We start from the raw sequence: 22,336 nt of genomic DNA, 5'->3' as shown, positions 1-22,336 counted from the left end.
TTAATTTAGAAATTGAACTTACAGATATAAAAGAGGAATCAATCATGAGTGATATTAATAGTGTGATCCACGATGCAACCATCTGGTTACTGATTGGATTTTCAATTGTAACGTGGGTTTTGGTGGTGGTTAAGCTGATACAAACGCAAAAAGCCAGTCATCAAAGTCAGGCATTTGTCGATCAATTCTGGAAAGCCAAAAATATTGAAGAAGCGATTCAGAAAGCCAATACAGAACAAGGCCCAACCGCAAGAATTGCCCAAACTGGATTTAAAACGCTGGCAGACGCAGATGATCAAACTCATCAGGATTTGCAAAATAGCTGGAGTCGTCAGGATTTGCTAGAACGTCACTTACGTAAACAGATTTTGTCTGAACGTCGCCAACTTGAGAAAGGCTCGGCTTTGTTAGCCTCTATTGGCAATAATGCGCCGTTTATTGGTTTATTTGGAACCGTTTTTGGCATTATTCATGCCTTACAGGCAATTGCAAAATCTGGAAATGCCAGCATGGATGTGGTCGCAGGGCCAATTGGTCAAGCACTGATTGCGACTGGCTTGGGCATTGCGGTGGCTGTTCCTGCGGTGCTGGCATATAACTATTTTGTGCGTAAAGTGAAAGGCATTGGGGCTGATCTGGATGATTTTGCAACCGATCTGGTCAGTTTAACCCAAAAAACAGGTTTTCATTTACCTGCAAATGCCAGTGCGCATCTTGCAAATCGTGCTTCAAAGCAGTTTGAAGTCAACCCAAGTGTCAATAAGAAACAGGATCAGGAGGTATTGGCATAATGGCAATTTCAACCTCTCAAGATGATGATGTTGTCAGTGAAATTAATATCACGCCCTTAGTGGATGTGATGCTGGTTTTACTGATAGTTTTTATTGTCACAGCACCGTTATTGACCAACAGTGTAAAAGTCAATTTGCCTAAGGCCGCACCGACTCAGACCACAGACCAAACCAAAGCAGTGGTGGTGAGCGTGAAACCAAATGGTGATATTTTTCTGGATCAGGACAAAGTCAGTCTGGATCATTTTGAGCAACAAATTCAACAGCGCAAGCAGCTCAATCCAAAGTTGGCACTGAATATAAATGCCGATGAAACTGTGCCTTATGGCACGGTAGCAAAATTATTGGCGAGTATTGAGCGTGTTGGGGTGGATAGACTGTCTGTCATTACCCAACCGAAATCATGAATAACAACATGATTAAAAAATCGTATACATAATAGAGGCTTTAATTGAATTAAAGCCTTTTTTATTGGGTTTCATCTATATATTTATCTTTTAGATGCCAATCTTAACTTTATCTGTCTTAGACTCTCGCTTACTAAGCTTTATTTTCGCTTCAGTTTTTCAAATGATTGAGTTTTATTTATCGCTTAAATTTTCTATCGTGGCGATCTCTTAAAAGATTGGAGGCTAGCGTTGAAAGCGTACAAAAGTTTTTAAATCTGTTCTCATAAAATGATAGTGAATTGATCCGCATTGGGATTTAGGCAATGCACTGGTTTCGTATCTATCGTTTATGTATTTTGAATAAGGTCGATATATAAAAAAACCAGTTGATGAGCAACTGGTTAATCGTAAACGGAGAATATTAGACTTCGAAGGGTTCTAACTGGTCATTTTGTAATAGACGCTTTTGTGCGACATTTTCAATGACACCATTTTCCTTCACATAGATCGCCCAGTCGTGTAATAACTCTTGTAACTTTTCAGGATGCTGTTTTGCCAAGTCTTGAGTTTCGCCTTTATCGAGTTGTAAATTATACAATTGCCAACGATTTGGGCCATTCGGGGCAGGAATGAACAACGCTTTCCAATCCCCTTTACGTAAGGCTTTTTGCCCAAACAGTTCCCATCCTGTAATGTGATCCTGACTGTGAATATGTGCTTGCTGATTTTGCAAATACGGCAGAATTGATTTGCCACGTAGTGGTACCAGTTGACGACCTTTATATTCTGTTTCTGGATGTTGAATATTCAGATAATCCAGTAATGTCGGCAATACATCCATGACCGTCAAAAACTCATGACTGATTTGTTGCTGACGTTGAAATGCAGGATAGTGAATAAAGGACACCGTGCGGATACCACCTTCACTGGTATGTGCCTTATATAGGCGTGATGGTGCGGTTGCAGCCTGTGCCCAATGTTCACCATACCAGACATAAGAGTTCGCCCGTCCAATATTGTCCAGACGATTGTCATAATATTTTTCGATAATTTCATCCAGATGACCACCAAATACAGGCAAGGCTTCAAGCTGCGCACCTTCTGCGCCGTTGTCTGATAGAAAGATCACGATGGTATTGTCGAGCTCACTTGTATTTTTTAAATGCTCAATCACCCGACCAATATTTTGATCCATACGATCGACCATTGCCGCATAGACTTCCATAATTCGGGCAGATTTTTGTCGTGCTTCATCGGTCAGACTTTCCCAAAATGGAGTACGTGCCAAGACAGGATGAATAGTGGTATCGGTGGCAACCAAACCGAGTTGCTTTAGCTTTTCAAGGCGTTGTTCACGGAGCTTTTCTGGGCCTTGATCATATTGACCTTTATATTTGGCGATATCTTCCTGTGGTGCCTGTAATGGCCAGTGCGGCGCGGAAAAAGGTAAATAAGCGAAAAATGGACGCCCATCACGCTGTTCATCATCCTGTAAAAAATCGAGAAGACGCGTAGTGAAATAATCTGATGAATAAAAACCTTGAGGTAATTCGGCTGCAAACTGATCATCTTCTGCATATAAGCCACGTGTCGATTTAAGCAAGCGTGGAATTTCATCTTCAGGAATATCGGCTTCAAATAAATAATGATTGGCAGCACCGGGTAATAAGGCAAATGAACGCTCAAAACCTTTTTGAGCAGGAAAGAATTCAGGTTTTAATCCCAAATGCCATTTTCCAGACATAATGGTGTAATAACCGGCATCCTGCAATAATTCGGGCAAGGCTGCGACTTTATGGTTGAGGACGCCTTCATAACCTTCTTTCCCTTCAAGCTCTGGTGTTAAGGCCTCTGCCATGGTTCCCAAACCTGCCAAATGATGATCTGTACCCGAAAGTAACATGGCGCGTGTCGGTGAGCAGGTCGAGGCAGTATGGAAATTGGTCAGTCTGAGTCCATGAAGTGCCAGTTGATCCAGATAGGGAGTTTGAATTTCTCCACCAAAGGCACCAATATCGGAAAAACCCAAATCATCTGCCACAATCAGTAAAATATTAGGTTGTTTTTGAGTAAGAATATGATCTGACATGTACGATCCAGAACGAATGATAAAATACTTATTTTAAGGAGATTCTGGATAGATTCTGTTTCAGCGCTGACAGTTGATAGCGGATAAAATCATATTGATATCTGGAGATGAGCTAATTCAATATCAGATTGAATGTGTTAACTTAAATTATGAATCCATCTAAAGAAATTTAGTGTCAAATGTCAGATGTTGACATTGTGCAACCTGACTGAGCTTTTGATAGTCGAGAATATAAATTTGGTTATATTTAATTTCTAAAATATGAGCTCTAGCTAAATAAGAAAGCTCTTTATTAATGTTCTGTCGAGTCGTTTGTAATAATTCAGCCAGATTTTCCTGACTTAATTTTAGACTTAATAATATTTTATCTTGATGTTGATAGGAATGATAGTCCACCAGAAATACCAGCTTTTTGGCTAAACGAATGCTTAAAGGTTCAGTGGAGTGAAAAAATTCCTGTTCACGATTTAACTGTGCCCTGACGCAAATCAGTTTTAAAATACTGTAAAGCGCCTGTGCATTTTTTTGGCATATCTGCATAAAGACACTGCCTGAAATATTGGCAACAATGGTGTTTCCCTGCGCAATATGGTCATGTAGGAAAGGCTTTTCAGTGACAATCGGTACAATATTAATGATTGTGCCTGATGGAATAAAAATATTGGTATGGTATTTGCCGCTTGGTAAAGCCCAGCCTAATTTTAATGCGCCCTCTATAATAATATTAATATCTTCACAGGCGGAATTTTGATGATAAATCGTTTGGTTATGATAATATTTTTTTATTCGTATATGTTGAAGTAAAGTATTTTTTTCCTGTGGGCTGAGATATTGAATAAATGCATAGTTTTCTAATATCTTAGCTGCACTTTCAATATATTCAGAATGTGAGACACGGTTATTCTTATATAACAAAGTCTCTTTTTGATATTTTGAAATGGGGTTTTTAAAAGAAATAATCTGGCTCATAATATTCTTATGATTTACCGATAGCTGATCAATTGATGAATATCTAATAAATAAATAAAGCGGTCAAATTTTTAAAAATGCTAATGCTATCAAAAATAATGCTAAAAAGTATTATCTTCAAGGTGAATAAGTAAATAGAAACTTATCATTTGCTTTGTCATTCAAATAACAGATTTAGTCATTGAGCTATGCAAAATTGTATGTATTCATGCAAACAGAGTATTAAACAATGACCACATTTATTCAAAAACCACAACAACATATTCAGATTAAAGCCTTAACTGGACGGATTGGTGCTGAAATATCAGGGATTCATTTAAGTTCAACCCTAGATCAGGACAGTGTTCAGTTCATTCAGAAGGCTTTACTACAACATAAGGTCTTATTTTTTCGAGGACAACAACATCTGGATGATCTTGAACAGGAAAAATTTGCTGCTTTATTGGGTGAACCGGTTAAACATCCCACAGTACCTTCAATTGAAGGCACCCATTTTGTCTTGGAACTCGACTCTCAAAAAGGAGCGAGAGCAAATTCATGGCATACCGATGTGACATTTATTGATGCCTATCCCAAAATTAGTATTTTACGCGGCGTGGTTATTCCTGAAACAGGAGGAGACACCACATGGGCAAATACGGAAACAGCCTATAATGACTTGCCAGAAACGCTCAAACAATTTGTAGAACAACTGGTAGCCGTACATTCAAATGAATATGATTACGCGGCCGTAAAAGAAAATGTAAGTGCTGAACAAATTGAAAATTATAAAAAAACCTTTGTATCGACCAAATATGAAACAGAACATCCAGTAGTGATTGTGCATCCTGAAACAGGCAAAAAAAGTTTGTTAGTCGGTCACTTCTTTAAGCGTTTAGTGGGATTCAATCAACAGGATTCACAACGTATTTTCAATATTTTACAGGACAAGGTTGTACGTCCAGAAAATACAGTGCGTTGGTCATGGCAGGTGGGTGATGTTGCGATTTGGGATAATCGGGCGACTCAGCATTATGCCGTCAATGATTATGGTGATCAGCATCGTATTGTTCGCCGTGTCACTTTGGCTGGAGAAACCACAACCGGAGTGGATGGTCGAAAAGGCGTAATCACTTTGCCTAAAGGCTTATCAGAACAACAGTTAGATGAGTTGAAACGACAAGCTGTTTTAAATTCAAAATAATATCGGTTAATCACTAAAAATATAGTAGATCAAAAAACATCGATAGATGCATGCTCAGTGGTCTTCAGATCGGGGCAATGCATCTTGTATCTGAACGATATTGGCTCCGGAGAAAGAAAATATGGCGCATTTAGGTCATCATCGTCGATATATTTGGGCTTTGCCTAGCATTATTGTCATTATATTTTTATTTATTATTTTCAAGCCATCGTCTCCATCTTCTCATACCAGACTTGCAACATCGGATGATACGAAACTGGTTCGCATTCGAGTTGCTGTCCCGGATTTAGGCGCTACTGAGCGACATAGTAGTGGAACCCCCTTGGTCGATTACATCTACGTCAATAAATTGTTAGAAAAACAATTTGCAGCTCAAAATATTCAAGTGGAATGGCAGTTTTTTAAAGGTGCTGGCCCTGCAATTAATGAAGCCTTGGTCAATAGACAAATTGATGTTGCTTTTTTGGGGGATCTAGCAGCGATTATTGGCAAAGCCAACAATACCGATACGACTTTACTTGCGGCAACAGGGCGTAATGTACAGGCTTATTTGGGCGTGTTGCCTAATCAAGGTTACGACAGTCTGGAAAAATTGAAAGGGAAACGCATCGGCTTGTTTCAGGGAACTGCGATGCAACTGTCATTTGATCAATTTATTGATCAATATGGCTATACAGAAAAAGATTTTCGTATTGTTAATCTGGATTCTTCTGCGGCAAATGCAGCACTTGCAGCAAAACAAATTGACGCGAGTTGGGGACTTACCCCCATACTGGCATTAAAGCAGCAAGGCATTATTGATGTGCCTGTCAGCACTCAGGATCGTCAGGATGGTGCTGGAACTATTCAGGCAGGTTTAATTGCACGTAGTCAATTTGTACAACAGCATCCAGAAGCCGTACAACAATTTGTCAATGTCGTGTTGCAATCTGCGCATTGGGCATCACAGCCTGAGCACCGTGAACAGGCAATTGCATTGGTAACACAAAATGCAGGATATCCAGAGCAATTATTTCGTTTAAGCCTTGAACATGTCGATTTAAAGAATATGTATTCACCGATTCTGGATGATCATTATCTTAATCATTTGCAGGCAGGGGTGAATACAGCACTCAAAACTAAGTTGATTAAACAGGGCTTCGAAGTTAAACAGTGGGGAAATTCCAAATTTGTCGATGAAGGAATTAAACAATTAAGTTATGAAAATTTCTGGAAATAAGGCTGAAACTACACCTGTTTTCATCAGCATTGCAACAGTTCCATGAAATGGGGGGAGTGTCGAAAAATTGAATGATGTTAAGCATTCAGAACATTCCTCTTTTTGTTTTTTTGATCTAAGCATATGAAGATTGATTATTTCAATAAAATAAGGTGCTTAATTATTATTTAACCAAGTTGTTATAACAAGTTGGGTGAAATGACAAATTCAGCAAGCACATCTAGTGGCCAGCCACCTTTGTATGATCAGATCAAAGATCAGTTGCTGGCCCAGATTCAAAGTGGAGTTTATCCACCTCTAAGTCAGTTGCCATCAGAACATGAACTCTCAGAACATTTTGATGTCAGCCGTATTACGGTAAGACAGGCACTGCACAAGCTTTCACAAGAAGGTGTCATTTTCAAAGTACATGGTAAGGGTACTTTCGTAAGCAAGCCCAAAGCGTATCAAAACATTAGTCAATTACAGGGCTTTGCAGAAGCTATGGCAGACTCAGGACATCATATTGTCAATGAAGTTCTGTCGATCAGGTGGGTCAGTACGCCGCTTAAAGTTGCTGCAAAGCTGAAATTACCTGTTCGTAGTGAAGTCACTGAAATTAAACGTGTCCGTTTACTCAATAATGAACCGGTGTCTTATGAATTGACTTACTTACCCAAAGATATTGGACAGCAACTACTTGAACAGCAAGTGGATTTGTGTACCACAGATATTTTCAAATCTTTAGAAGAAAATTTAAATATTCCATTGGGTTATGCGGATCTAAATATTGATGCGATTACTGCGGATGATGAACTGGCTCAACTTCTATCCATTGATATCCATACTCCCATTTTACGTGTTGAACGCTTGACACACGATGCCCAGAACCAGCCACTGGATTATGAATATCTTTATTTTTCCAGTGAAAGCTTTCAATACCAGCTACGTATTTATCGTTAATTTCAGTTTTTATAGGGTCTCAACACCATGCAAACCAAATATTTAGACTATGACATCGTGGTCATTGGCGGTGGGACGGCAGGCCCCATGGCGGCCATTAAAGCCAAGCATGAACATCCTCATTTAAATGTCCTGTTAATTGAAAAAGCCAATGTGAAACGCAGTGGGGCAATTTCGATGGGCATGGATGGTCTTAACAATGCTGTGATTTCTGGTTATGCCACACCAGAACAATATACCCGTGAAATTACGATTGCCAATGATGGTGTGGTCAATCAGGCCACCATTTATGCTTATGCCAAACATAGTTTTAAAACCATTGAACAACTAGACCAATGGGGGATTAAGTTTGAAAAGGATGAAACGGGTGAATTTGCAGTTAAGAAAGTACATCATATGGGAGCTTATGTATTGCCGATGCCAGAAGGGCATGATGTCAAAAAGGTGCTATATCGGCAGTTAAAACGGGCGCAGGTCAAAATTAATAATCGGATTGTCACTACGAAATTATTGAAAAATGAACATGGCGCAATTAATGGTGTACTCGGATTTGACTGCCGCAGTGGTGATTTTTATGTGATTCGAACCAAAGCTGCCATTTTATGTTGTGGTGCGGCTGGACGTTTGGGGCTACCCGCATCAGGTTATCTCATGGGAACATATGAAAACCCAACCAATGCGGGGGATGGCTATGCCATGGCTTATCATGCTGGGGCTGAACTCTCCAATTTAGAATGTTTCCAGATTAATCCTCTGATCAAGGATTATAACGGACCTGCCTGTGCTTATGTGACGGGACCGCTTGGAGGATATACCGCGAATAGCAAAGGTGAACGCTTTATTGAATGCGATTACTGGAGTGGGCAAATGATGTGGGAGTTTTATCAGGAACTCGAAAGCGGCAATGGCCCCGTGTTTTTAAAAGTAAATCATTTGGCAGAAGAAACCATTCAGACCATTGAAGAAATTTTGCACACCAATGAACGTCCAAGCCGTGGGCGTTTTCATGAAGGACGTGGCACAAATTACCGTCATGACATGGTGGAAATGCATATTTCTGAAATCGGTTTTTGTAGCGGGCACAGTGCTTCAGGCGTGTGGGTAAACGAAAAAGCGGAGACCTCTGTCAAGGGGCTATATAGTGCAGGAGATATGGCGGCTGTTCCTCATAACTACATGCTGGGTGCATTTACGTATGGTTGGTTTGCTGGAGTGAACGCAGCGCAATATGTACAAGATGTAGCAGACAGTGAACTTGATCAACAAGAAATTGATGCTGAAAAGACGCGCATATTTGCACCCTTATCACGACGAGAAGGTTTAGCTGCCGATCAAGTGGAATATAAGTTGCGACGTTTGGTGAATGATTATTTACAGCCGCCAAAAACCCGTCAAAAAATGGAAATCGGTTTACGACGTTTTGAAGATATTAAACATGATATTGAACAGATCAGTGCACATCACCCACATGAGCTGATGCGGGCTGCGGAAGTTTCCGTGATTCGCGATTGTGCTGAAATGGCTGCCAGGGCTTCGCTTTTTCGTACTGAAAGCCGTTGGGGTTTATATCATTATCGCGCAGATTTTCCAGAAAAAAATAATCAGGACTGGTTTTGCCACGCACATTTAAAAAAAGATGAACAGAGCAATATGGTCAGTTTTAAAAAGCCGATCGAACCGTATTTGATTCCGATTCTTGAAAGTGAAGCGGATTCTTATGATCAATTGCGCATTCAGAAAAATCAAAATGACCTTGTGACAGGTTAAAAACAGGAGTTTAACTTATGGCACTTATTTTTAAGGAAATTCACCATCGCACTGTTGCTCCTGTTCTGGTCGATGAAGATAAATGTATTGCCGATAAAGGCTGTACAGTTTGTGTCGATGTGTGTCCCATGGACTTATTGGCGATAGATCCTCATACCCAGAAAGCGTTTATGCAGTTTGATGAATGTTGGTATTGCATGCCGTGTGAAAAAGACTGTCCGACAGATGCGATCAGGGTCAATATTCCGTATTTATTGAAATAATAAGATCACAACAGATGATGAGCTTGGAAAAAATCAACACGCTTAATCATGAGAATTTGCTCATGGGGATTCCCTCAGAAGTGCAGATAGGCGAGAAATAAAAAATGACGATTCACTACCCGCGATTAGATGATATTGATCAGCAAGATCATGTGTTATGGACACAATTGAATCAGTCCGATGAAAAAATACGTTTTATTACTTTAATGAATGTTGCAGAGGAAGAACGTGAAGCATTACTCCCTTGGCTTCATTATGCATTACAACATGATCCCTCTGCACGGGTGCGTCAGGAAGCAGCACAAAGACTGGAAGGGTGGGAAGATACATTGACTTTACAGAGTTTGGCGCACGCTCTTCAGGATCCTTGTATCCACGTGATTGAGGCTGCAACCCACAGTTTAAGTGAGGTTAAACAGCTTGATTCCGCGTATGTACTCGCCCCTTATCTACAGTCATCAAATTATCAGGTCAAAGTGGCAATATTACGAGCCTTGAAACCATTACGTCCTATATTTCTTTATGATGAAATTTGCCAGCACATTAAGCATGAACATGTTCAGGTGAGACGAGAAGCAGTGAGTGCGCTCAGTTGGTTACAACAAGCACAAGCGATTTCTTTATTGGCGGATATCTCTCAATATGATCATGATGTGGAAGTCCGTCGTATAGCCACAGGAGGACTGGCATATAGTCAGCATATTTCACCTGAACTAATTCAAGCCTTAATGTCATCGTTACACGCTCAAGACTGGCAGTTACGTGTTGAGGCGGCATTGACTACTGGGAAATTGAAATTACAGGCACTTGAAACAACCTTGGTGACATTGCTGCAAGATGCGTATTGGCAGGTCAGAATTGCGGCGGTACGAAGTCTGGGCTTGCTCAAATCTCAATCTGCACTGGATGGTTTTATTACGAATTTCCAGCATGAAATGAGTAACTTGCGTAAAGAAGTCGCATTGGCACTTGGCGAAATTGGCGGTCAACAGGCTGAACAACTGTTACTGCAACATGTGCATGATCCAGATCCGGAAGTCCGTAAATCGATACGAATTGGTTTGGGACAAATCAGGAGGACTGGAGATGTTACTTAGACCCGATATTCAGGTAGATACACAAGCACATTCGGTGAAATTTCAATGGCAAGATCAAACTCTGACCATTTCTCAGCAAAAGCTGCGAGAAATATGTCCTTGCGGTTTTTGTAAGGCCAAGCGACTCAAACAGACGGCTGTAGTCAAAGAACATCATATTCAGGTTGTCGCGATGTTTGATCAGGGATATGGAGCGCAAATCTGCTTCAGTGATGGACATGACACAGGCATTTTTCCATGGAGTTTTCTTAAAAATCTTGAGCTGTAATTTTTTACTGATCTGATGATCTCATTCAAGAGACTGAATGTGTTGAATGATGGTTCTTTCATCATAGTTGATATGGACTGACGTTTTGAGATGATTGATGAGCTGTCTGCAAAGCAAGGACATGTTTCATAAATGTATGGAAAGGTGATTTATGATCAGAAATGTCCACTGAGTCGATGAAAATGACAGAACACAGTGGATGTTGTTGATTTCAAAACAGGGCAGCATAGAAATGATTGAGAACAGTTGCCACTTTCCTCAACAAATTCAACGCACATGATCGCGAGAATTAAAATCTGATCACAGTTTGAGTTTGTAGCAATAGTCTAAACTTTTGCCCAAATAAATGAACCATCAAGCCCAGCATAATCACCCCTGAACCTAACCATTGCCACGTATTGAGTTGTTCATCTAAAAACACATAGGCAAAAATCATACTGATCACAGGCACCCAAAGTGAGAGTGGGCTGATTTTGGCAGCAGGGTAACGAGTGAGTAAATAAATCCATAAGCCATAGCCAATAATCGTCGCAAAATAAGCCAAAAAAGCCGCAGCAGTAAAGCCTTTCCAAGTCAATGCAGACCAATCGGCAATAATGCCTTGCGACCCATGATCATGGAATGCCAATAGTAAAAACCAGACAGGCGTTAAAATATTACCCCATACCACCAAGCCAATAGGATTGACTTGTCCGATCCGTTTCACCACGATATTCCCGCAAGCCCATGACAGGGCTGAACCCAATACCAAAAGCAAGCCTAGTAGAGGAACATGACTGTGTTGTTGTCCAAGCGCAATTAGGGATAATCCAAAAGATGCAATCACAATAGCCAGCCACTGATTCCACGAAGCATTTTCCTTTAATACCCATGCGGCAATCATGACGGTAAAAAAGGCTTGAGACTGAACCACCAATGCCACTAGACCCGTTGGCATTCCTGTGGCGATAGCACTAAACATAAACGCAAACTGAGAGAAATTACTAATCAATCCATACAGCAATAACCATTTCCAACTGACGTTTGGCATTCGGATAAAAAAAACTGCTGGCAGCAAGACCAATAGATAGCGCAAACATCCCAGCATCATCGGACTGATTTCACTGATGCCCACTTTCATAAAATAAAAGTTGATGCCCCAGATGAACACGACAGCAAATGCCGCGAACTTATCTTTAAGTAACATGGAGAATTTCCTAAGCAAATTTTACGACGGGTTACGACCTGTATCGCAACAGGTCGTTGTGACTAAAAGTCATATAGAGGGCGAGATCAGATTTCGGTATGTTTGGCAGGAATTAAGGCTTCAAATTTGGGATGTTGTTTGCGTAGTTTGATTAGCTCAACATAGTCACGAACCAGAAAGATACAAAACAGAATTACGGCACTGGCAATACCAAACCAGAACGCTTTTTGTAGACTTGGAATAAAGGCCATGGCAATGAAAATACACAGCATCCCTGCAATGGCAAAATAGCTGAGGTAAGGAAAGCACCACATACGGACTTTTAAACGTTCAGGTGCAACACGTTCTAAATGGCGACGTAGACGAATTTGTGAGAACGCAATGATGATGTACACAAACAGTGCAACCGTACCATAGGATTCAACCAAGAAAGGAAATACCCCTTCTGGAGAAAAATAGGAAGCTAAGATCGAGATATAGCCAAAAACTGTACTAAACAAAATGGCACGGACAGGAACACCTTTTTTAGATAATTTGGTTAAGCTACGTGGTGCATCACCATGTTTAGTCAGAGCAAATAGCATACGACTTGCCGCATATACTCCAGAGTTTAAGCAGCTTAATACCGCAATTAAAATGACTGCATTCATGATGTCAGCGACAAAAGGAATATTTAAAACTTTTAAAGCACTAACATAAGGTGTTGCAATATCAGGACTATTCCAAGGCACGATACAGACCACAAGAAAAATCGAGCATACATAGAAAATCAAAACACGGCTGATGACGGACTGAGTGGCTTTAGCAACTGACTTTTCAGGATTTTCAGTTTCTGCCGCAGCAATGGTGACAATTTCTGCTCCAAAATAAAAAGCGGTCGCGGCAACAGCACCTGACAAGACAGGCCCCCAGCCATTGGGCATAAATCCACCATGATTCATCAATTCGCCAAACCCAGAGGCTTGATGATTTGGCCACAGTCCAAATAAATAAATCGAGCATAAGAAAATAAAAGTGGTGATCGCGGCAACTTTGATAGAAGAAAACCAGAACTCAAACTCACCAAAGGATTTAACCGAAAATAAATTAGTCGCGGTAAGTAAAACTAATAGCGTTAGGCTGACAATCCATTGCGGAATATCAGGCAGCCAATAGGCCATCAGCTTTGCGCCAACAATGGCCTCAAGTGCAATCACGATCACCCAGAAATACCAGTACATCCAACCCGTCATAAAACCTGCCAGTCTGGACAGAAATGGTGAGTCCTGAAAAGCATAACGTGCATAAGCATAAAACGAGCCTGTCACAGGTGAGGCTGTGGCCAGTTCACCGAGCATACGCATGACTAAAATAATCAGCACGCCAGTAATGAGAAAAGATAAAATTGCCGCAGGCCCCGCAGATTGAATCACCACTGAGCTGCCGACGAACAACCCCATGCCAATCACGCCCCCCAAAGCCATCATTTGCACGTGACGAGGTTTAAGCGCACTTTTTAAATCTTGATTTGAATTTGAGTCATACATGATGGATTCCTCTCAATATAATTATTGCTGTGAGATACAGATCAAAAATTTGAATGATGCTTAAATCACTTCATCTCTTAAGTAATACCAACGGTATAACAGTGCTTGCCCCAATCTACGGAACGGTCTAAACAAATGCGAAGGCAAAGGTGACTGATAGATCGGTAAATCAAACTGTGGACGCTGTACCCCCATCACTCGTTCAGCCAGACGACGACCCGCCATTGCAGAAAAAGAGACGCCATTGCCACCATAACCAATGGCGTAATAAATAGTTTCATCGGGATTGGGCTGTACGACTCTTGGCATCATGTCATGACTGACATCGACCCAACCCCACCATGAATATGCAATTGGTATACCACGTAGGCTAGGGAACTTACGGTACAGCCCTTCTTTTAAGCGTTCCAGATGCACGGGATTGTTAGCATCTGCACCAGTCAGTGAGCTACGGCTACCACATTGCATTGAACCATCAGGTAATAAACGATAGTAATGGCGTAAGGTGCGGGTATCGGTGATAAAAGTGGTGCTGTGTAAGCCTGCTTCAGCGCGTTCTGCCGCAGTCAAAGGACGGGTCACAATTGAATTGGACAAAATCGGCATGATCTTGCCAGACAAACTCGGATGTAAACCATTTGGCGTATATCCACCTGTGGCAACAGCAACACGTTTGGCTTTGACCACACCATAAGGTGTCTTAAGATAATGAATACCGTGTCGTGTTTCCCAACTTAACACAGGGGTCGATGTATGGACTTTAGCTCCCGCAGCACGAGCACGTTTTAAATAACCAAAGGCCAATTTAAGAGGATGTACCCCAACACCATCAGGTTCATGCAACGCACCTGCCGCTTCTTGGTCGGCTACATACTCTTCATGCAATTGTTCACGACTCAGCATGCGGGTGTTATAGCCAAAGATATCTTTCATGACTTTGGCTTCATTTTCTAAAAAGGCCATTTTTTTAGCACGATGAGCAATGTATAAATGCCCGCCATCCTGTGCGTCACATGGAATGCCACTGACTAAGTCTTTGAAATAATCAAAACCTTCACGAATCTCGGCATCCAGTCGTTTTGCGGTATCCAGTCCCCATTTTTCGATCCATTGTGAACGGTACAACCGTCCCGAAGCATTTTGACCTTGTCCACCATTGCGACTGGTACAGCCCCATGCACTACGATTGGCTTCTAGCACTAACGGTGCCGCACCAAACTGTTCAGCCAACGTCAGCGCAGTAGAAAGTCCCGTAAAGCCACCGCCAATAATGACAATGTCGGCATCCACATCGCTCTGTAACGGCCCATCATCTTCAGGGGGTGTTCCTGCTGTGGCAACCCAATAGGTCGGTGCATATTGTTCATTGCCCTGTAAAACCCGATCAGTTAAGGGATCAAATTGCCCGTTGTAATGTTTAAAGCCAGCCTGTTTTGATACAGGAGTTTGCTCAGCAAAATCCCGCAAGGCAGTTAAATGTTGAATAGATTGATTCATAACCCGTCTCCTTAAGCGGCAGTTTGTACAGGGCGGTTTTTGCGAAATGCATTTTTGAGCAGAATTTTTCCTTCTTTAAACTGGAAAACATCGACCATGTTGGCTTCAATCTGTCCGCCCTCTGGGCTAGTGGCAGTAAATGTCGTTTCAGAAATGCCAGATTGTCCATCTGCACTAATCCAGTGTTTAGCATTGCGCCACTGTGCATCTGGAAAAGTTCGAAAAGTTTGACCAAAGACCTGACGCACAGCATCCATCCCCTGAATGCGGGTACCATAGACTTCATCGCCTGCCACAGTTTCAAAACAGCAATCGGGATGCATACAACTCATCAGTTGTTCCACATCATGTGCATTCCATGCTTGAGAGAAAGTGTTAAGTAGTTCTAAAAGGGCGTTCTGGTTCATGTAGTCAACTCCAAAAATGAAGATCTGTTTGATGAGTTGACTGTACGAAAAGTCAGCAGCTTGACGTAGTACCAGAAAAGTAGTTTTGATAGAGCCAGTTTTATTTGTATTTAACTATCTAATTTATAAAAATTATTTTTAATTTTTCTGCTTTGGAATGGCTTTTGCTTGCACAGTAATAAGTCCAGATGAAGTCCAAACATATGCTTTGCAGCCACTTTTGCACTGCTTTAGTCAGTGAGGACTCAAAATGGTTCAAAAAATGCACTGAGAAAAGAAAATGACCTCTCCTGTTTCAGCCAATATTTGGACATTATTATTTGAAGAAACTGCGCAGAGTGGTCTTAATCTGCAAGGGCGCATCTGTCGTATGATGTTTTCTGCCTTGGTACAAGGACATTTACGTTCAGGAATGGCCGTTCCATCAAGTCGTGAACTGGCTGAACAGATTGGTGTTGGACGCAATACGGTGACAATTGCCTATCAACAGTTGGTTTCTGAGCGCATTTTAGAATCACGTCAACGTAGTGGGCATTTTATTCATCCCAGTTTCTATGTCGATCGCAGTGAAAACAAAACCACGAAAACCACTTCACACAGCACCAATTGGTCGCATCGCTTTGCCATACAACCTTCTCAACAACGGCATTTGACCAAGCCCTCTGACTGGAGTAGCTATCCTTATCCCTTTATTTATGGGCAGTCTGACCCTGAGAGTTTTCCTGCTTCTGCTTGGCGTGAATGTTCAATCAAGGCTTTATCTGCACGTGATGCCTCGATCTGGGCGCAAGACTTAACTCAACAGGGTGATGATGCTTATCTGATCAATGCTATCCGTCAGCACATTTTACCTACACGGGGCATCGTGGCACGTGACAACGAAATTTTACTCACGGTGGGCAGTCAACATGCCTTGTATATGTTAGCTGCGCTTTTAATCCATTCAGGACATGTTATTGGTATAGAAGACCCGGGATATCCCGATGCACGTAATATTTTTATGCTGCATAGCCAAAATATTGTGCCATTCGCTGTGGATGATGAAGGTGTGATCATTTCAGAGCAGACCACGCATTGTGATTACTTTTATGTCACGCCCGGACGCCAATGTCCGACAGGTGTCACTTTATCACCACAACGTCGTCAAAATTTACTGCAAAAAGCGGAGCAGTTCGATAGCATTATTATTGAAGATGAATATGATGCCCAAATTTTAGTGGAAAACACCACTATTCCTGCACTTAAAAGTCTGGATCGACATGGTCGAGTCATCTATGTCGGAAGCTTATCTAAACCTTTAGCGCCCGGATTACGGCTGGGTTATATCGTGGCTGCACCCGAGCTGATTGAGGAATTACGTCATTTACGACGCTTAATGGTACGCCATCCCAATGTGTTTAATCAGCGGGTCTTTGCATTTTTTATCGATCAAGGTTATTACCACAGCATGTTGCGACGACAGTTCCAACTACACCGTCAACGTGCAGATGTTTTATTGGATGCCTTACGCCGTGGGCTACCCACATGGCGAATAAGTGCCTCGAATGGCGGTTCCGCATGCTGGATTGAAACCCCAAAAGAAATTGATTGCAGTGTATTGGCACAATATGCCGCGAGCCATGGAGTATTTATTGAAGCAGGAGAATCTTTCTTTCTGGAAGTGCATGAAAATAAAAATTTTATGCGTTTAGGTTTTGGCTCAATTGCTTTGGATAAAATATCCGAAGGAGTGCAGCACTTAGCCAAAGCACTAGATGAATATTATTTATATAATTAGATGATTATGGCGTTGCTATATTTGAAGCTATATAGGAATAGAGTCTTTAACCTTTAAAAAAAAGACGAAGCTTTATTTATCAGTGCATACCACCTGAAGGGCTGACTTCTAGATACATACCTTTTTCATCAGGATACTTGGTCTTCTTTTCTAATGGTTTTATTTTTCTGATCTTTGCATCTGTAAGCATTGTGATCATTCCGTTTAGAATCTGGGGGTAAAAATTTGGGGGTAAATTATTTTACCCCCAGTTATATCCCCAACTATATCAAGATTGCAATAGTTTGGGTCAGATTGCATTAGACACAAAAAAAGCCTGAATCCTTTAAATTCAAGCTTTTTAGGACAGCATTGGATGTTGTTAGTACTCATCTTGGCGAGAGAGGGAATAAACTTTTAATCCTAATATGCTGAAAATAAATATAATTTATTATGGTGATTTTTGATATTACCCCCAGTTTTACCCCCAACTGTATGAAGGTAGGGAAACTGAATCGCAAAGGGAACAATTTACATCGAGGCCCACCCTTGTTGTTCTTAATTATACATGAATTTCTATTTTCCCCTAAGTATCTTAAAGATGAGCTGATAGACACTAGCAACAGTAAGATCAATTGTTTGGTGAATAACACCCTGTATAAATCTTTTCTTCCCAGAACGTCTTTTAAAACTGGGACTATATTCCCAGTTTTTGTAGAAAAATAGGAATACATTCCGTATGTGGGTAAAATTAAAAGTATTTATTCATCATCCTCAGAGAACATGCTCTCAATCTGATCCCAATCGGGTAGAGTATGTTTCTTTTCAGTGACTTCAAATTGTAAGCCAACAGCATCCAATACATGTTCAAAAATATAAAAAGCTCCAGTAAAACGTCCATTCTCAATTTCGGAAATCGTAGTTTTATTAATCATTGTCAATTCAGATAAGTTCTGTTGTGTGTACCCCAAAGTTTTTCTTGCTACCCGTACTTTTTTACCGATCTCTGTTTTACTTGCCATAGTCTTTCCCATTAATGAAACATTAGCTATATAGCTAATATTGATTATAAACATTTAATGTTTGCTATATGGCTAATAAAATAGAATTTATTAATTTACTATAAATAAAATCATTTATATTTAGGCATGAATATGCACTATGGTAAAAAATGCAGATAGCTTAACTTGAACTAAATCTATGGATTGCTATAAGGGGTAAATTGGTTTTCATCACTGGTTACAAGATGCAATAACTTATGATGTAAAAATAACTTTTCTTTGCCTACAGAGATTTCTTGCAGGACTCCTAACTTAACTAATGTCTTTAGATAGGTGGATGCAGCCTGCCTTTTGGCTATGCCTTTTTCTACCAGATTGGCAATACGGCAGTAGGGTTGTTCAAAAATTACATCAACCAATTCCCTTGAGTAAACTTTTTCAGCGTGGGTTTTAATGTATTCAATGGCATGTTCTTGTAATTTTCGAATACTCTTAATCTTGGCGATTGTCCATTCACTGGTATTCTTGACTGCTTGCAACATGAATAAGATCCATTCTTGCCAGTTTTCTTGTGTGGTCACGGACAAAAGCAGTTCGTAGTATTTTGCCTTATTCATGATAATAAAACGGCTTAGGTACAAAATAGGTAGGGTGAGCAGCTTACAGTCCATCAAGTAAAGAATATTCAAAATACGTCCTGTACGACCATTACCATCAATAAATGGATGGATAGCTTCAAATTGATAATGTGAAATCGCCATTTTTACTAATGGATCTATATCTTCATGGTAGTGCAAAAATGTTTCCCAATTCGCCAGTAATCTCCGAATGACATCTTCTCCTACAGGTGGGGTATAGATGATTTCACCTGTATAGCTATTTTTAAGTGCTGTGCCTGTAGTTGTTCGGATACCCAAATCTACCCCCTTAATGGTCTGGCATACATCAATGGCTGTGCCTGTACTTAACGGTCGTTCCTGAATTGCATTTACACCGTGATATAACGCCGCCCGATAACGTAATGCTTCTTTGGTTGCATGGTCGGCTTGATCTTCATTGCCTTGAGCATGTTGAAAAAGTTTATCTGTTGTTGTGACAATATTTTCAATTTCCGAACTGTCTTTTGCTTCAAGTAAGGGAATGATATTAATTAGAATGGTTTGGTTCGGGATGAGTTCACCTGCTTGTTTTAATTCAGCAAGTGCAGCACGAGCTTCGATACAGGCCTTTAAAACAAGTTTGCTTTCCACGTCTTGAAATGGTGGCAGAATCGGCAAATTATTATACGGTTCGTTTGCTTTCCATGAGTTCATGTTTATAAAACACTAAAAAATCGACATGACATTCATGATATGTCGATAACGTAAACATGAGAAGCCCTTCATGTCGATAAAGCAGCGAAAAGTCGACATGAGGTTGAAGATATGTTGATGATACAAACATTAACTGCTTAATAATAAGAAAATGGAATGTATTTTTATTAATTAATAAAAAGAATGAATGTAAAATGCTCATTAAGCCGACAGCATCCAATACATATTCAAAAATATAAAAAGCTCCAGTAAAACGTCCATTCTCAATTTCGGAAATCGTAGTCTTATTAATCATTGTCAATTCAGATAAGTTCTGTTGTCTGTATGCCAAAATTTTTCTTGCTGCACATACTTTTTTTACCTATCTCGGCTTTGGTTACCATCATTATTGATTAGTTTTATGTTAGCTATATAGCTAATATTGTATGGTAGTCGCTAATTTTTTTTAGCGAGTTTTAATGAAAAATTGCGCTGTAATTTGTCCAGTTTCTATATGTATTTTTATACTAAAAATCTATTCCACATCAAAAAAACAGAAGAATAAACCTAAAAAACCCCAAGAATAAGACTAAAAAACATTGGGAATTAATGACTTAAAACCCAAGAATAAGTATAGTGTTTTTTACTGTACATGTTAAATGAAACTGGAGGGAACCATGGAAAATGATAATAATTTACTAGCGGCTGAGGATCATGTTGTTTTAGATACTCAGTTTACTTTACCATCTGATTGGGATCGTGAAGAATTCATTGATGAGCTATCAGATGCCATTATAGCAAAAATACCATTAATGGATTTAATTAAAAATTTACCTCCAAATATCCGTACTCCAAGACCAATATTAGATAGAAATTATGCAAGGCCTAACATTAGTGACCGCTATGAAAAAAATCTTCAGCATGATTTTCAAAGAATCCCTTGTCTACGTGATTTAGTTTCAAATGACGAGCACTTAAAAAAATTAGACAGCCGATATGATTTTGCTAATAATTACTTAAAAGTCGTTGAGATTACAAATTTTGAACTGTATGAAGATGCTTATCAAGAAGGCTTCCCGAGTAGTCGACCGTATAGACCATCGTACGACCGTGATTATAGAGACTATGATTATAAAAATACTTGTTTAAATCTGTTAAATCGAATTGAAAAGTTCATGGTCACACTTGCTTTTAAACGATTGCCTTTTTACTTAGGATCTAAGGAGTGTGACTTTGACAAGAATATAACTGATATCGGTAAGGAATTTATTTATTTACTTTCTGAGTATGAATACATTTCAACATTTGATCATGAATATTTGACTGGTTGTGTCAAAATTTTTGTTGAGTTTGTAAGAAACAAAATGCTCCATCAAAACCGCTATCATCTAAGTTTTAACCAAGATATTGATCGACGCTCAATTAATGAAGTAAGTGATCTACTTGATACGTTAACAAGTTCTTTAAATAAAGGTAGATATGATCTAGTTCCGATAGGTGTTTCACGGAGATGGTTCCGAAATCAAGAGGGGGCTCAATTCAGAGACTTAAAAGAATTAAAAAAACAAATGCAGAATATGGAATTGTGGGTTGAGCGTTTTAAAAATCTTTTATCGCATCATAAGCGTAAAGATATTGCTATTTTTAGATTTCAAATTGAAATAGATAGAAACGTTAATTCTATACGTTATGATGAGTTTTCAATCTTTTTTACGGATTTGATAAGTAAGGCAAAACAGTCAAATGGTTTGACTGGATTACTTGAACAGATCAATGTTTGGAAAGAATTTGACAATCAGGTATTGCAGTGTGATGTCGCATTATTTTTTGATGCAAATGAGCTAGCTATGGCTGATGAAAAGGTTGATTTTTATTTCCAAAATATGGGTCAATTACTTCAAGAATTTACAGATTCGTTAAAGGATCAAAAACAGGACAAAGACAAAACGTATCTCGAGGATTGTTTTATCCGCATTCGGCAGATACCTGTACTCAGTATTGTTTCTGAGCAAGAAGTCTGGTTGGTTGGTCAGTGCAATATTAAATGGCAAGATGTGTATGATAAGTTAATTCCGTATTTTTCCATGATAGGCAGCTATGAACGCGTATATACGGATGACATTAAAAACCGTGCTTCGGGTTCGCGTGATCGGACTAAGAAACCAGAGAAAAAAACTCAAGATAAAAAGTCAGTTGCTGACGAGCCTAAAAAAACTGACAGTTCTACAGAATCATAACTTCCGCTTCCACCCAAAATCACTCAGCAGTGGGCCAATCGCAGTTGGCCCACTCTAATTTGCCATGATTCAGGGCAAAACCGAAAAACCTGTCATGACTGGATCATGGGTTTTGACATGTGGCAGCTATTCTTATATTGGTAAGGCTGGTGTAGGCTTAGTGGGTTATTAATATTATTAATCTATGCCGCTATTAACTACTCCACAGCAGTAAGCTCGTAAGCAATCAATTAACAATAATTCAAATGCTTAATCATCAATATTTCATTCAATCATAAACACACATCGTACTATAGCTAATTGCCATGACAGATCATGATCCAACTACAGTGACAACACACATCGCCAGATAACATGCCAGTATCTGCATACCCTGACTTGATCAAAGACCTAAAACAACTCAAATCATCCTAACCAACTTATTCTCTATTTAGCCTAAAAGTAACTTTAAACAGAT

19 protein-coding genes and 2 pseudogenes are annotated in these 22,336 nt (G+C 39.9%); 11 read left to right on the top strand and 10 right to left on the bottom strand.

Going from position 1 to position 22,336, the window contains the following annotated elements; all coding sequences use genetic code 11:
• The first annotated feature begins 44 nt into the window (after positions 1–44).
• Entirely contained in the window at positions 45–791 is a 747-nt protein-coding gene (locus E0D95_RS10225) for a MotA/TolQ/ExbB proton channel family protein (protein WP_130803750.1), read from the top strand.
• Entirely contained in the window at positions 791–1,198 is a 408-nt protein-coding gene (locus tag E0D95_RS10220; RefSeq protein WP_130803749.1) for an ExbD/TolR family protein, read from the top strand. Before E0D95_RS10225 ends, E0D95_RS10220 begins: the two co-directional genes overlap by 1 nt.
• 403 nt (positions 1,199–1,601) lie before the next feature.
• Here the strand turns inward: E0D95_RS10220 and E0D95_RS10215 are convergent, their stop codons facing one another.
• Both E0D95_RS10215 and E0D95_RS10210 read right to left on the bottom strand, forming a co-directional pair.
• Complete coding sequence (locus E0D95_RS10215) at positions 1,602–3,269, bottom strand: arylsulfatase (protein WP_130803748.1); 1,668 nt, start codon at positions 3,267–3,269, stop codon at positions 1,602–1,604.
• 159 nt (positions 3,270–3,428) lie between these two features.
• Positions 3,429–4,238, bottom strand: a complete 810-nt coding sequence (locus E0D95_RS10210) for a Crp/Fnr family transcriptional regulator (protein WP_130803747.1) — start codon at positions 4,236–4,238, stop codon at positions 3,429–3,431.
• A gap of 229 nt (positions 4,239–4,467) precedes the next feature.
• On the opposite strand from E0D95_RS10210, the gene E0D95_RS10205 reads away from it, so the two are divergent.
• The 7 genes from E0D95_RS10205 (at position 4,468) to E0D95_RS10175 (ending at position 10,977) form a co-directional block, all read left to right on the top strand.
• Positions 4,468–5,421: a TauD/TfdA dioxygenase family protein gene (locus tag E0D95_RS10205; RefSeq protein WP_130803746.1), complete on the top strand. Its 954-nt coding sequence runs from the start codon at positions 4,468–4,470 to the stop codon at positions 5,419–5,421.
• 121 nt (positions 5,422–5,542) lie between these two features.
• Entirely contained in the window at positions 5,543–6,640 is a 1,098-nt protein-coding gene (locus E0D95_RS10200; RefSeq protein WP_130803745.1) for an ABC transporter substrate-binding protein, read from the top strand.
• Between the two features lie 198 nt (positions 6,641–6,838).
• Positions 6,839–7,582 (top strand): GntR family transcriptional regulator, encoded by a 744-nt coding sequence (locus E0D95_RS10195; protein WP_130803744.1) that lies wholly within the window; start codon positions 6,839–6,841, stop codon positions 7,580–7,582.
• A gap of 27 nt (positions 7,583–7,609) precedes the next feature.
• Positions 7,610–9,349 (top strand): fumarate reductase/succinate dehydrogenase flavoprotein subunit, encoded by a 1,740-nt coding sequence (locus E0D95_RS10190; protein WP_130803743.1) that lies wholly within the window; start codon positions 7,610–7,612, stop codon positions 9,347–9,349.
• A 17-nt stretch (positions 9,350–9,366) separates the two neighbouring features.
• The gene (locus E0D95_RS10185) at positions 9,367–9,612 is read left to right on the top strand and encodes a 4Fe-4S dicluster domain-containing protein (protein WP_130803742.1); all 246 of its coding nucleotides are present in this window, start codon (positions 9,367–9,369) and stop codon (positions 9,610–9,612) included.
• A gap of 104 nt (positions 9,613–9,716) precedes the next feature.
• Positions 9,717–10,709 (top strand): HEAT repeat domain-containing protein, encoded by a 993-nt coding sequence (locus E0D95_RS10180; protein WP_130803741.1) that lies wholly within the window; start codon positions 9,717–9,719, stop codon positions 10,707–10,709.
• Positions 10,699–10,977 carry a gamma-butyrobetaine hydroxylase-like domain-containing protein gene (locus E0D95_RS10175; protein WP_130803740.1) on the top strand — a complete coding sequence of 93 codons (279 nt, stop codon included), beginning with the start codon at positions 10,699–10,701 and terminating at the stop codon, positions 10,975–10,977. The genes E0D95_RS10180 and E0D95_RS10175 overlap by 11 nt, the downstream gene beginning before the upstream one ends.
• A gap of 289 nt (positions 10,978–11,266) precedes the next feature.
• Here the strand turns inward: E0D95_RS10175 and E0D95_RS10170 are convergent, their stop codons facing one another.
• The 4 genes from E0D95_RS10170 to E0D95_RS10155 form a co-directional block, all read right to left on the bottom strand.
• On the bottom strand, positions 11,267–12,163 hold the full coding sequence (locus E0D95_RS10170) for an EamA family transporter (protein WP_130803739.1): 897 nt from the start codon (positions 12,161–12,163) through the stop codon (positions 11,267–11,269).
• A gap of 86 nt (positions 12,164–12,249) precedes the next feature.
• Positions 12,250–13,689 carry an amino acid permease gene (locus tag E0D95_RS10165; RefSeq protein ID WP_130803738.1) on the bottom strand — a complete coding sequence of 480 codons (1,440 nt, stop codon included), beginning with the start codon at positions 13,687–13,689 and terminating at the stop codon, positions 12,250–12,252.
• Positions 13,690–13,749: 60 nt separating this feature from the next.
• Positions 13,750–15,186, bottom strand: coding sequence for an NAD(P)/FAD-dependent oxidoreductase (locus tag E0D95_RS10160; protein ID WP_130803737.1), 1,437 nt, complete (start codon positions 15,184–15,186; stop codon positions 13,750–13,752).
• Between the two features lie 11 nt (positions 15,187–15,197).
• Entirely contained in the window at positions 15,198–15,593 is a 396-nt protein-coding gene (locus E0D95_RS10155) for a nuclear transport factor 2 family protein (RefSeq protein ID WP_130803736.1), read from the bottom strand.
• 280 nt (positions 15,594–15,873) lie between these two features.
• Here E0D95_RS10155 and E0D95_RS10150 point away from each other — a divergent pair, with 280 nt between their 5' ends.
• Positions 15,874–17,370 carry a MocR-like pyridoxine biosynthesis transcription factor PdxR gene (locus tag E0D95_RS10150; RefSeq protein WP_130803735.1) on the top strand — a complete coding sequence of 499 codons (1,497 nt, stop codon included), beginning with the start codon at positions 15,874–15,876 and terminating at the stop codon, positions 17,368–17,370.
• An 82-nt stretch (positions 17,371–17,452) separates the two neighbouring features.
• On the opposite strand, the pseudogene E0D95_RS15860 reads toward E0D95_RS10150, so the two are convergent.
• From E0D95_RS15860 to E0D95_RS15855, 4 genes and pseudogenes are all read right to left on the bottom strand, one after another.
• Positions 17,453–17,560 (bottom strand): annotated as a pseudogene (locus E0D95_RS15860) (Arm DNA-binding domain-containing protein); the annotation flags it as partial.
• Between the two features lie 550 nt (positions 17,561–18,110).
• Positions 18,111–18,371, bottom strand: coding sequence for a helix-turn-helix domain-containing protein (locus E0D95_RS10140; protein ID WP_130803734.1), 261 nt, complete (start codon positions 18,369–18,371; stop codon positions 18,111–18,113).
• 176 nt (positions 18,372–18,547) lie between these two features.
• Positions 18,548–19,663: a protein adenylyltransferase Fic gene (gene fic / locus E0D95_RS10135; RefSeq protein ID WP_130803733.1), complete on the bottom strand. Its 1,116-nt coding sequence runs from the start codon at positions 19,661–19,663 to the stop codon at positions 18,548–18,550.
• A gap of 202 nt (positions 19,664–19,865) precedes the next feature.
• Positions 19,866–20,046, bottom strand: a pseudogene (locus tag E0D95_RS15855) (transcriptional regulator); the annotation flags it as partial.
• Positions 20,047–20,319: 273 nt separating this feature from the next.
• Here E0D95_RS15855 and E0D95_RS10125 point away from each other — a divergent pair.
• Positions 20,320–21,879: a hypothetical protein gene (locus E0D95_RS10125; protein WP_130803732.1), complete on the top strand. Its 1,560-nt coding sequence runs from the start codon at positions 20,320–20,322 to the stop codon at positions 21,877–21,879.
• Positions 21,880–22,336: the final 457 nt, after the last annotated feature.

Source organism: Acinetobacter ihumii (assembly GCF_900625095.1).
Classification (GTDB): domain Bacteria; phylum Pseudomonadota; class Gammaproteobacteria; order Pseudomonadales; family Moraxellaceae; genus Acinetobacter; species Acinetobacter ihumii.
This window is presented reverse-complemented; position numbering and strand designations above follow the sequence as displayed.

What these genes read in the sequence shown, in the direction of transcription:
- E0D95_RS10225 (WP_130803750.1), top strand. Translation starts at nt 45, where the DNA reads ATGAGTGATATTAATAGTGTGATCCACGATGCAACCATCTGGTTACTG.
- E0D95_RS10220 (WP_130803749.1), top strand. Translation starts at nt 791, where the DNA reads ATGGCAATTTCAACCTCTCAAGATGATGATGTTGTCAGTGAAATTAAT.
- E0D95_RS10215 (WP_130803748.1), bottom strand. Translation starts at nt 3,269, where the DNA reads ATGTCAGATCATATTCTTACTCAAAAACAACCTAATATTTTACTGATT.
- E0D95_RS10210 (WP_130803747.1), bottom strand. Translation starts at nt 4,238, where the DNA reads ATGAGCCAGATTATTTCTTTTAAAAACCCCATTTCAAAATATCAAAAA.
- E0D95_RS10205 (WP_130803746.1), top strand. Translation starts at nt 4,468, where the DNA reads ATGACCACATTTATTCAAAAACCACAACAACATATTCAGATTAAAGCC.
- E0D95_RS10200 (WP_130803745.1), top strand. Translation starts at nt 5,543, where the DNA reads ATGGCGCATTTAGGTCATCATCGTCGATATATTTGGGCTTTGCCTAGC.
- E0D95_RS10195 (WP_130803744.1), top strand. Translation starts at nt 6,839, where the DNA reads ATGACAAATTCAGCAAGCACATCTAGTGGCCAGCCACCTTTGTATGAT.
- E0D95_RS10190 (WP_130803743.1), top strand. Translation starts at nt 7,610, where the DNA reads ATGCAAACCAAATATTTAGACTATGACATCGTGGTCATTGGCGGTGGG.
- E0D95_RS10185 (WP_130803742.1), top strand. Translation starts at nt 9,367, where the DNA reads ATGGCACTTATTTTTAAGGAAATTCACCATCGCACTGTTGCTCCTGTT.
- E0D95_RS10180 (WP_130803741.1), top strand. Translation starts at nt 9,717, where the DNA reads ATGACGATTCACTACCCGCGATTAGATGATATTGATCAGCAAGATCAT.
- E0D95_RS10175 (WP_130803740.1), top strand. Translation starts at nt 10,699, where the DNA reads ATGTTACTTAGACCCGATATTCAGGTAGATACACAAGCACATTCGGTG.
- E0D95_RS10170 (WP_130803739.1), bottom strand. Translation starts at nt 12,163, where the DNA reads ATGTTACTTAAAGATAAGTTCGCGGCATTTGCTGTCGTGTTCATCTGG.
- E0D95_RS10165 (WP_130803738.1), bottom strand. Translation starts at nt 13,689, where the DNA reads ATGTATGACTCAAATTCAAATCAAGATTTAAAAAGTGCGCTTAAACCT.
- E0D95_RS10160 (WP_130803737.1), bottom strand. Translation starts at nt 15,186, where the DNA reads ATGAATCAATCTATTCAACATTTAACTGCCTTGCGGGATTTTGCTGAG.
- E0D95_RS10155 (WP_130803736.1), bottom strand. Translation starts at nt 15,593, where the DNA reads ATGAACCAGAACGCCCTTTTAGAACTACTTAACACTTTCTCTCAAGCA.
- E0D95_RS10150 (WP_130803735.1), top strand. Translation starts at nt 15,874, where the DNA reads ATGACCTCTCCTGTTTCAGCCAATATTTGGACATTATTATTTGAAGAA.
- E0D95_RS10140 (WP_130803734.1), bottom strand. Translation starts at nt 18,371, where the DNA reads ATGGCAAGTAAAACAGAGATCGGTAAAAAAGTACGGGTAGCAAGAAAA.
- fic (WP_130803733.1), bottom strand. Translation starts at nt 19,663, where the DNA reads ATGAACTCATGGAAAGCAAACGAACCGTATAATAATTTGCCGATTCTG.
- E0D95_RS10125 (WP_130803732.1), top strand. Translation starts at nt 20,320, where the DNA reads ATGGAAAATGATAATAATTTACTAGCGGCTGAGGATCATGTTGTTTTA.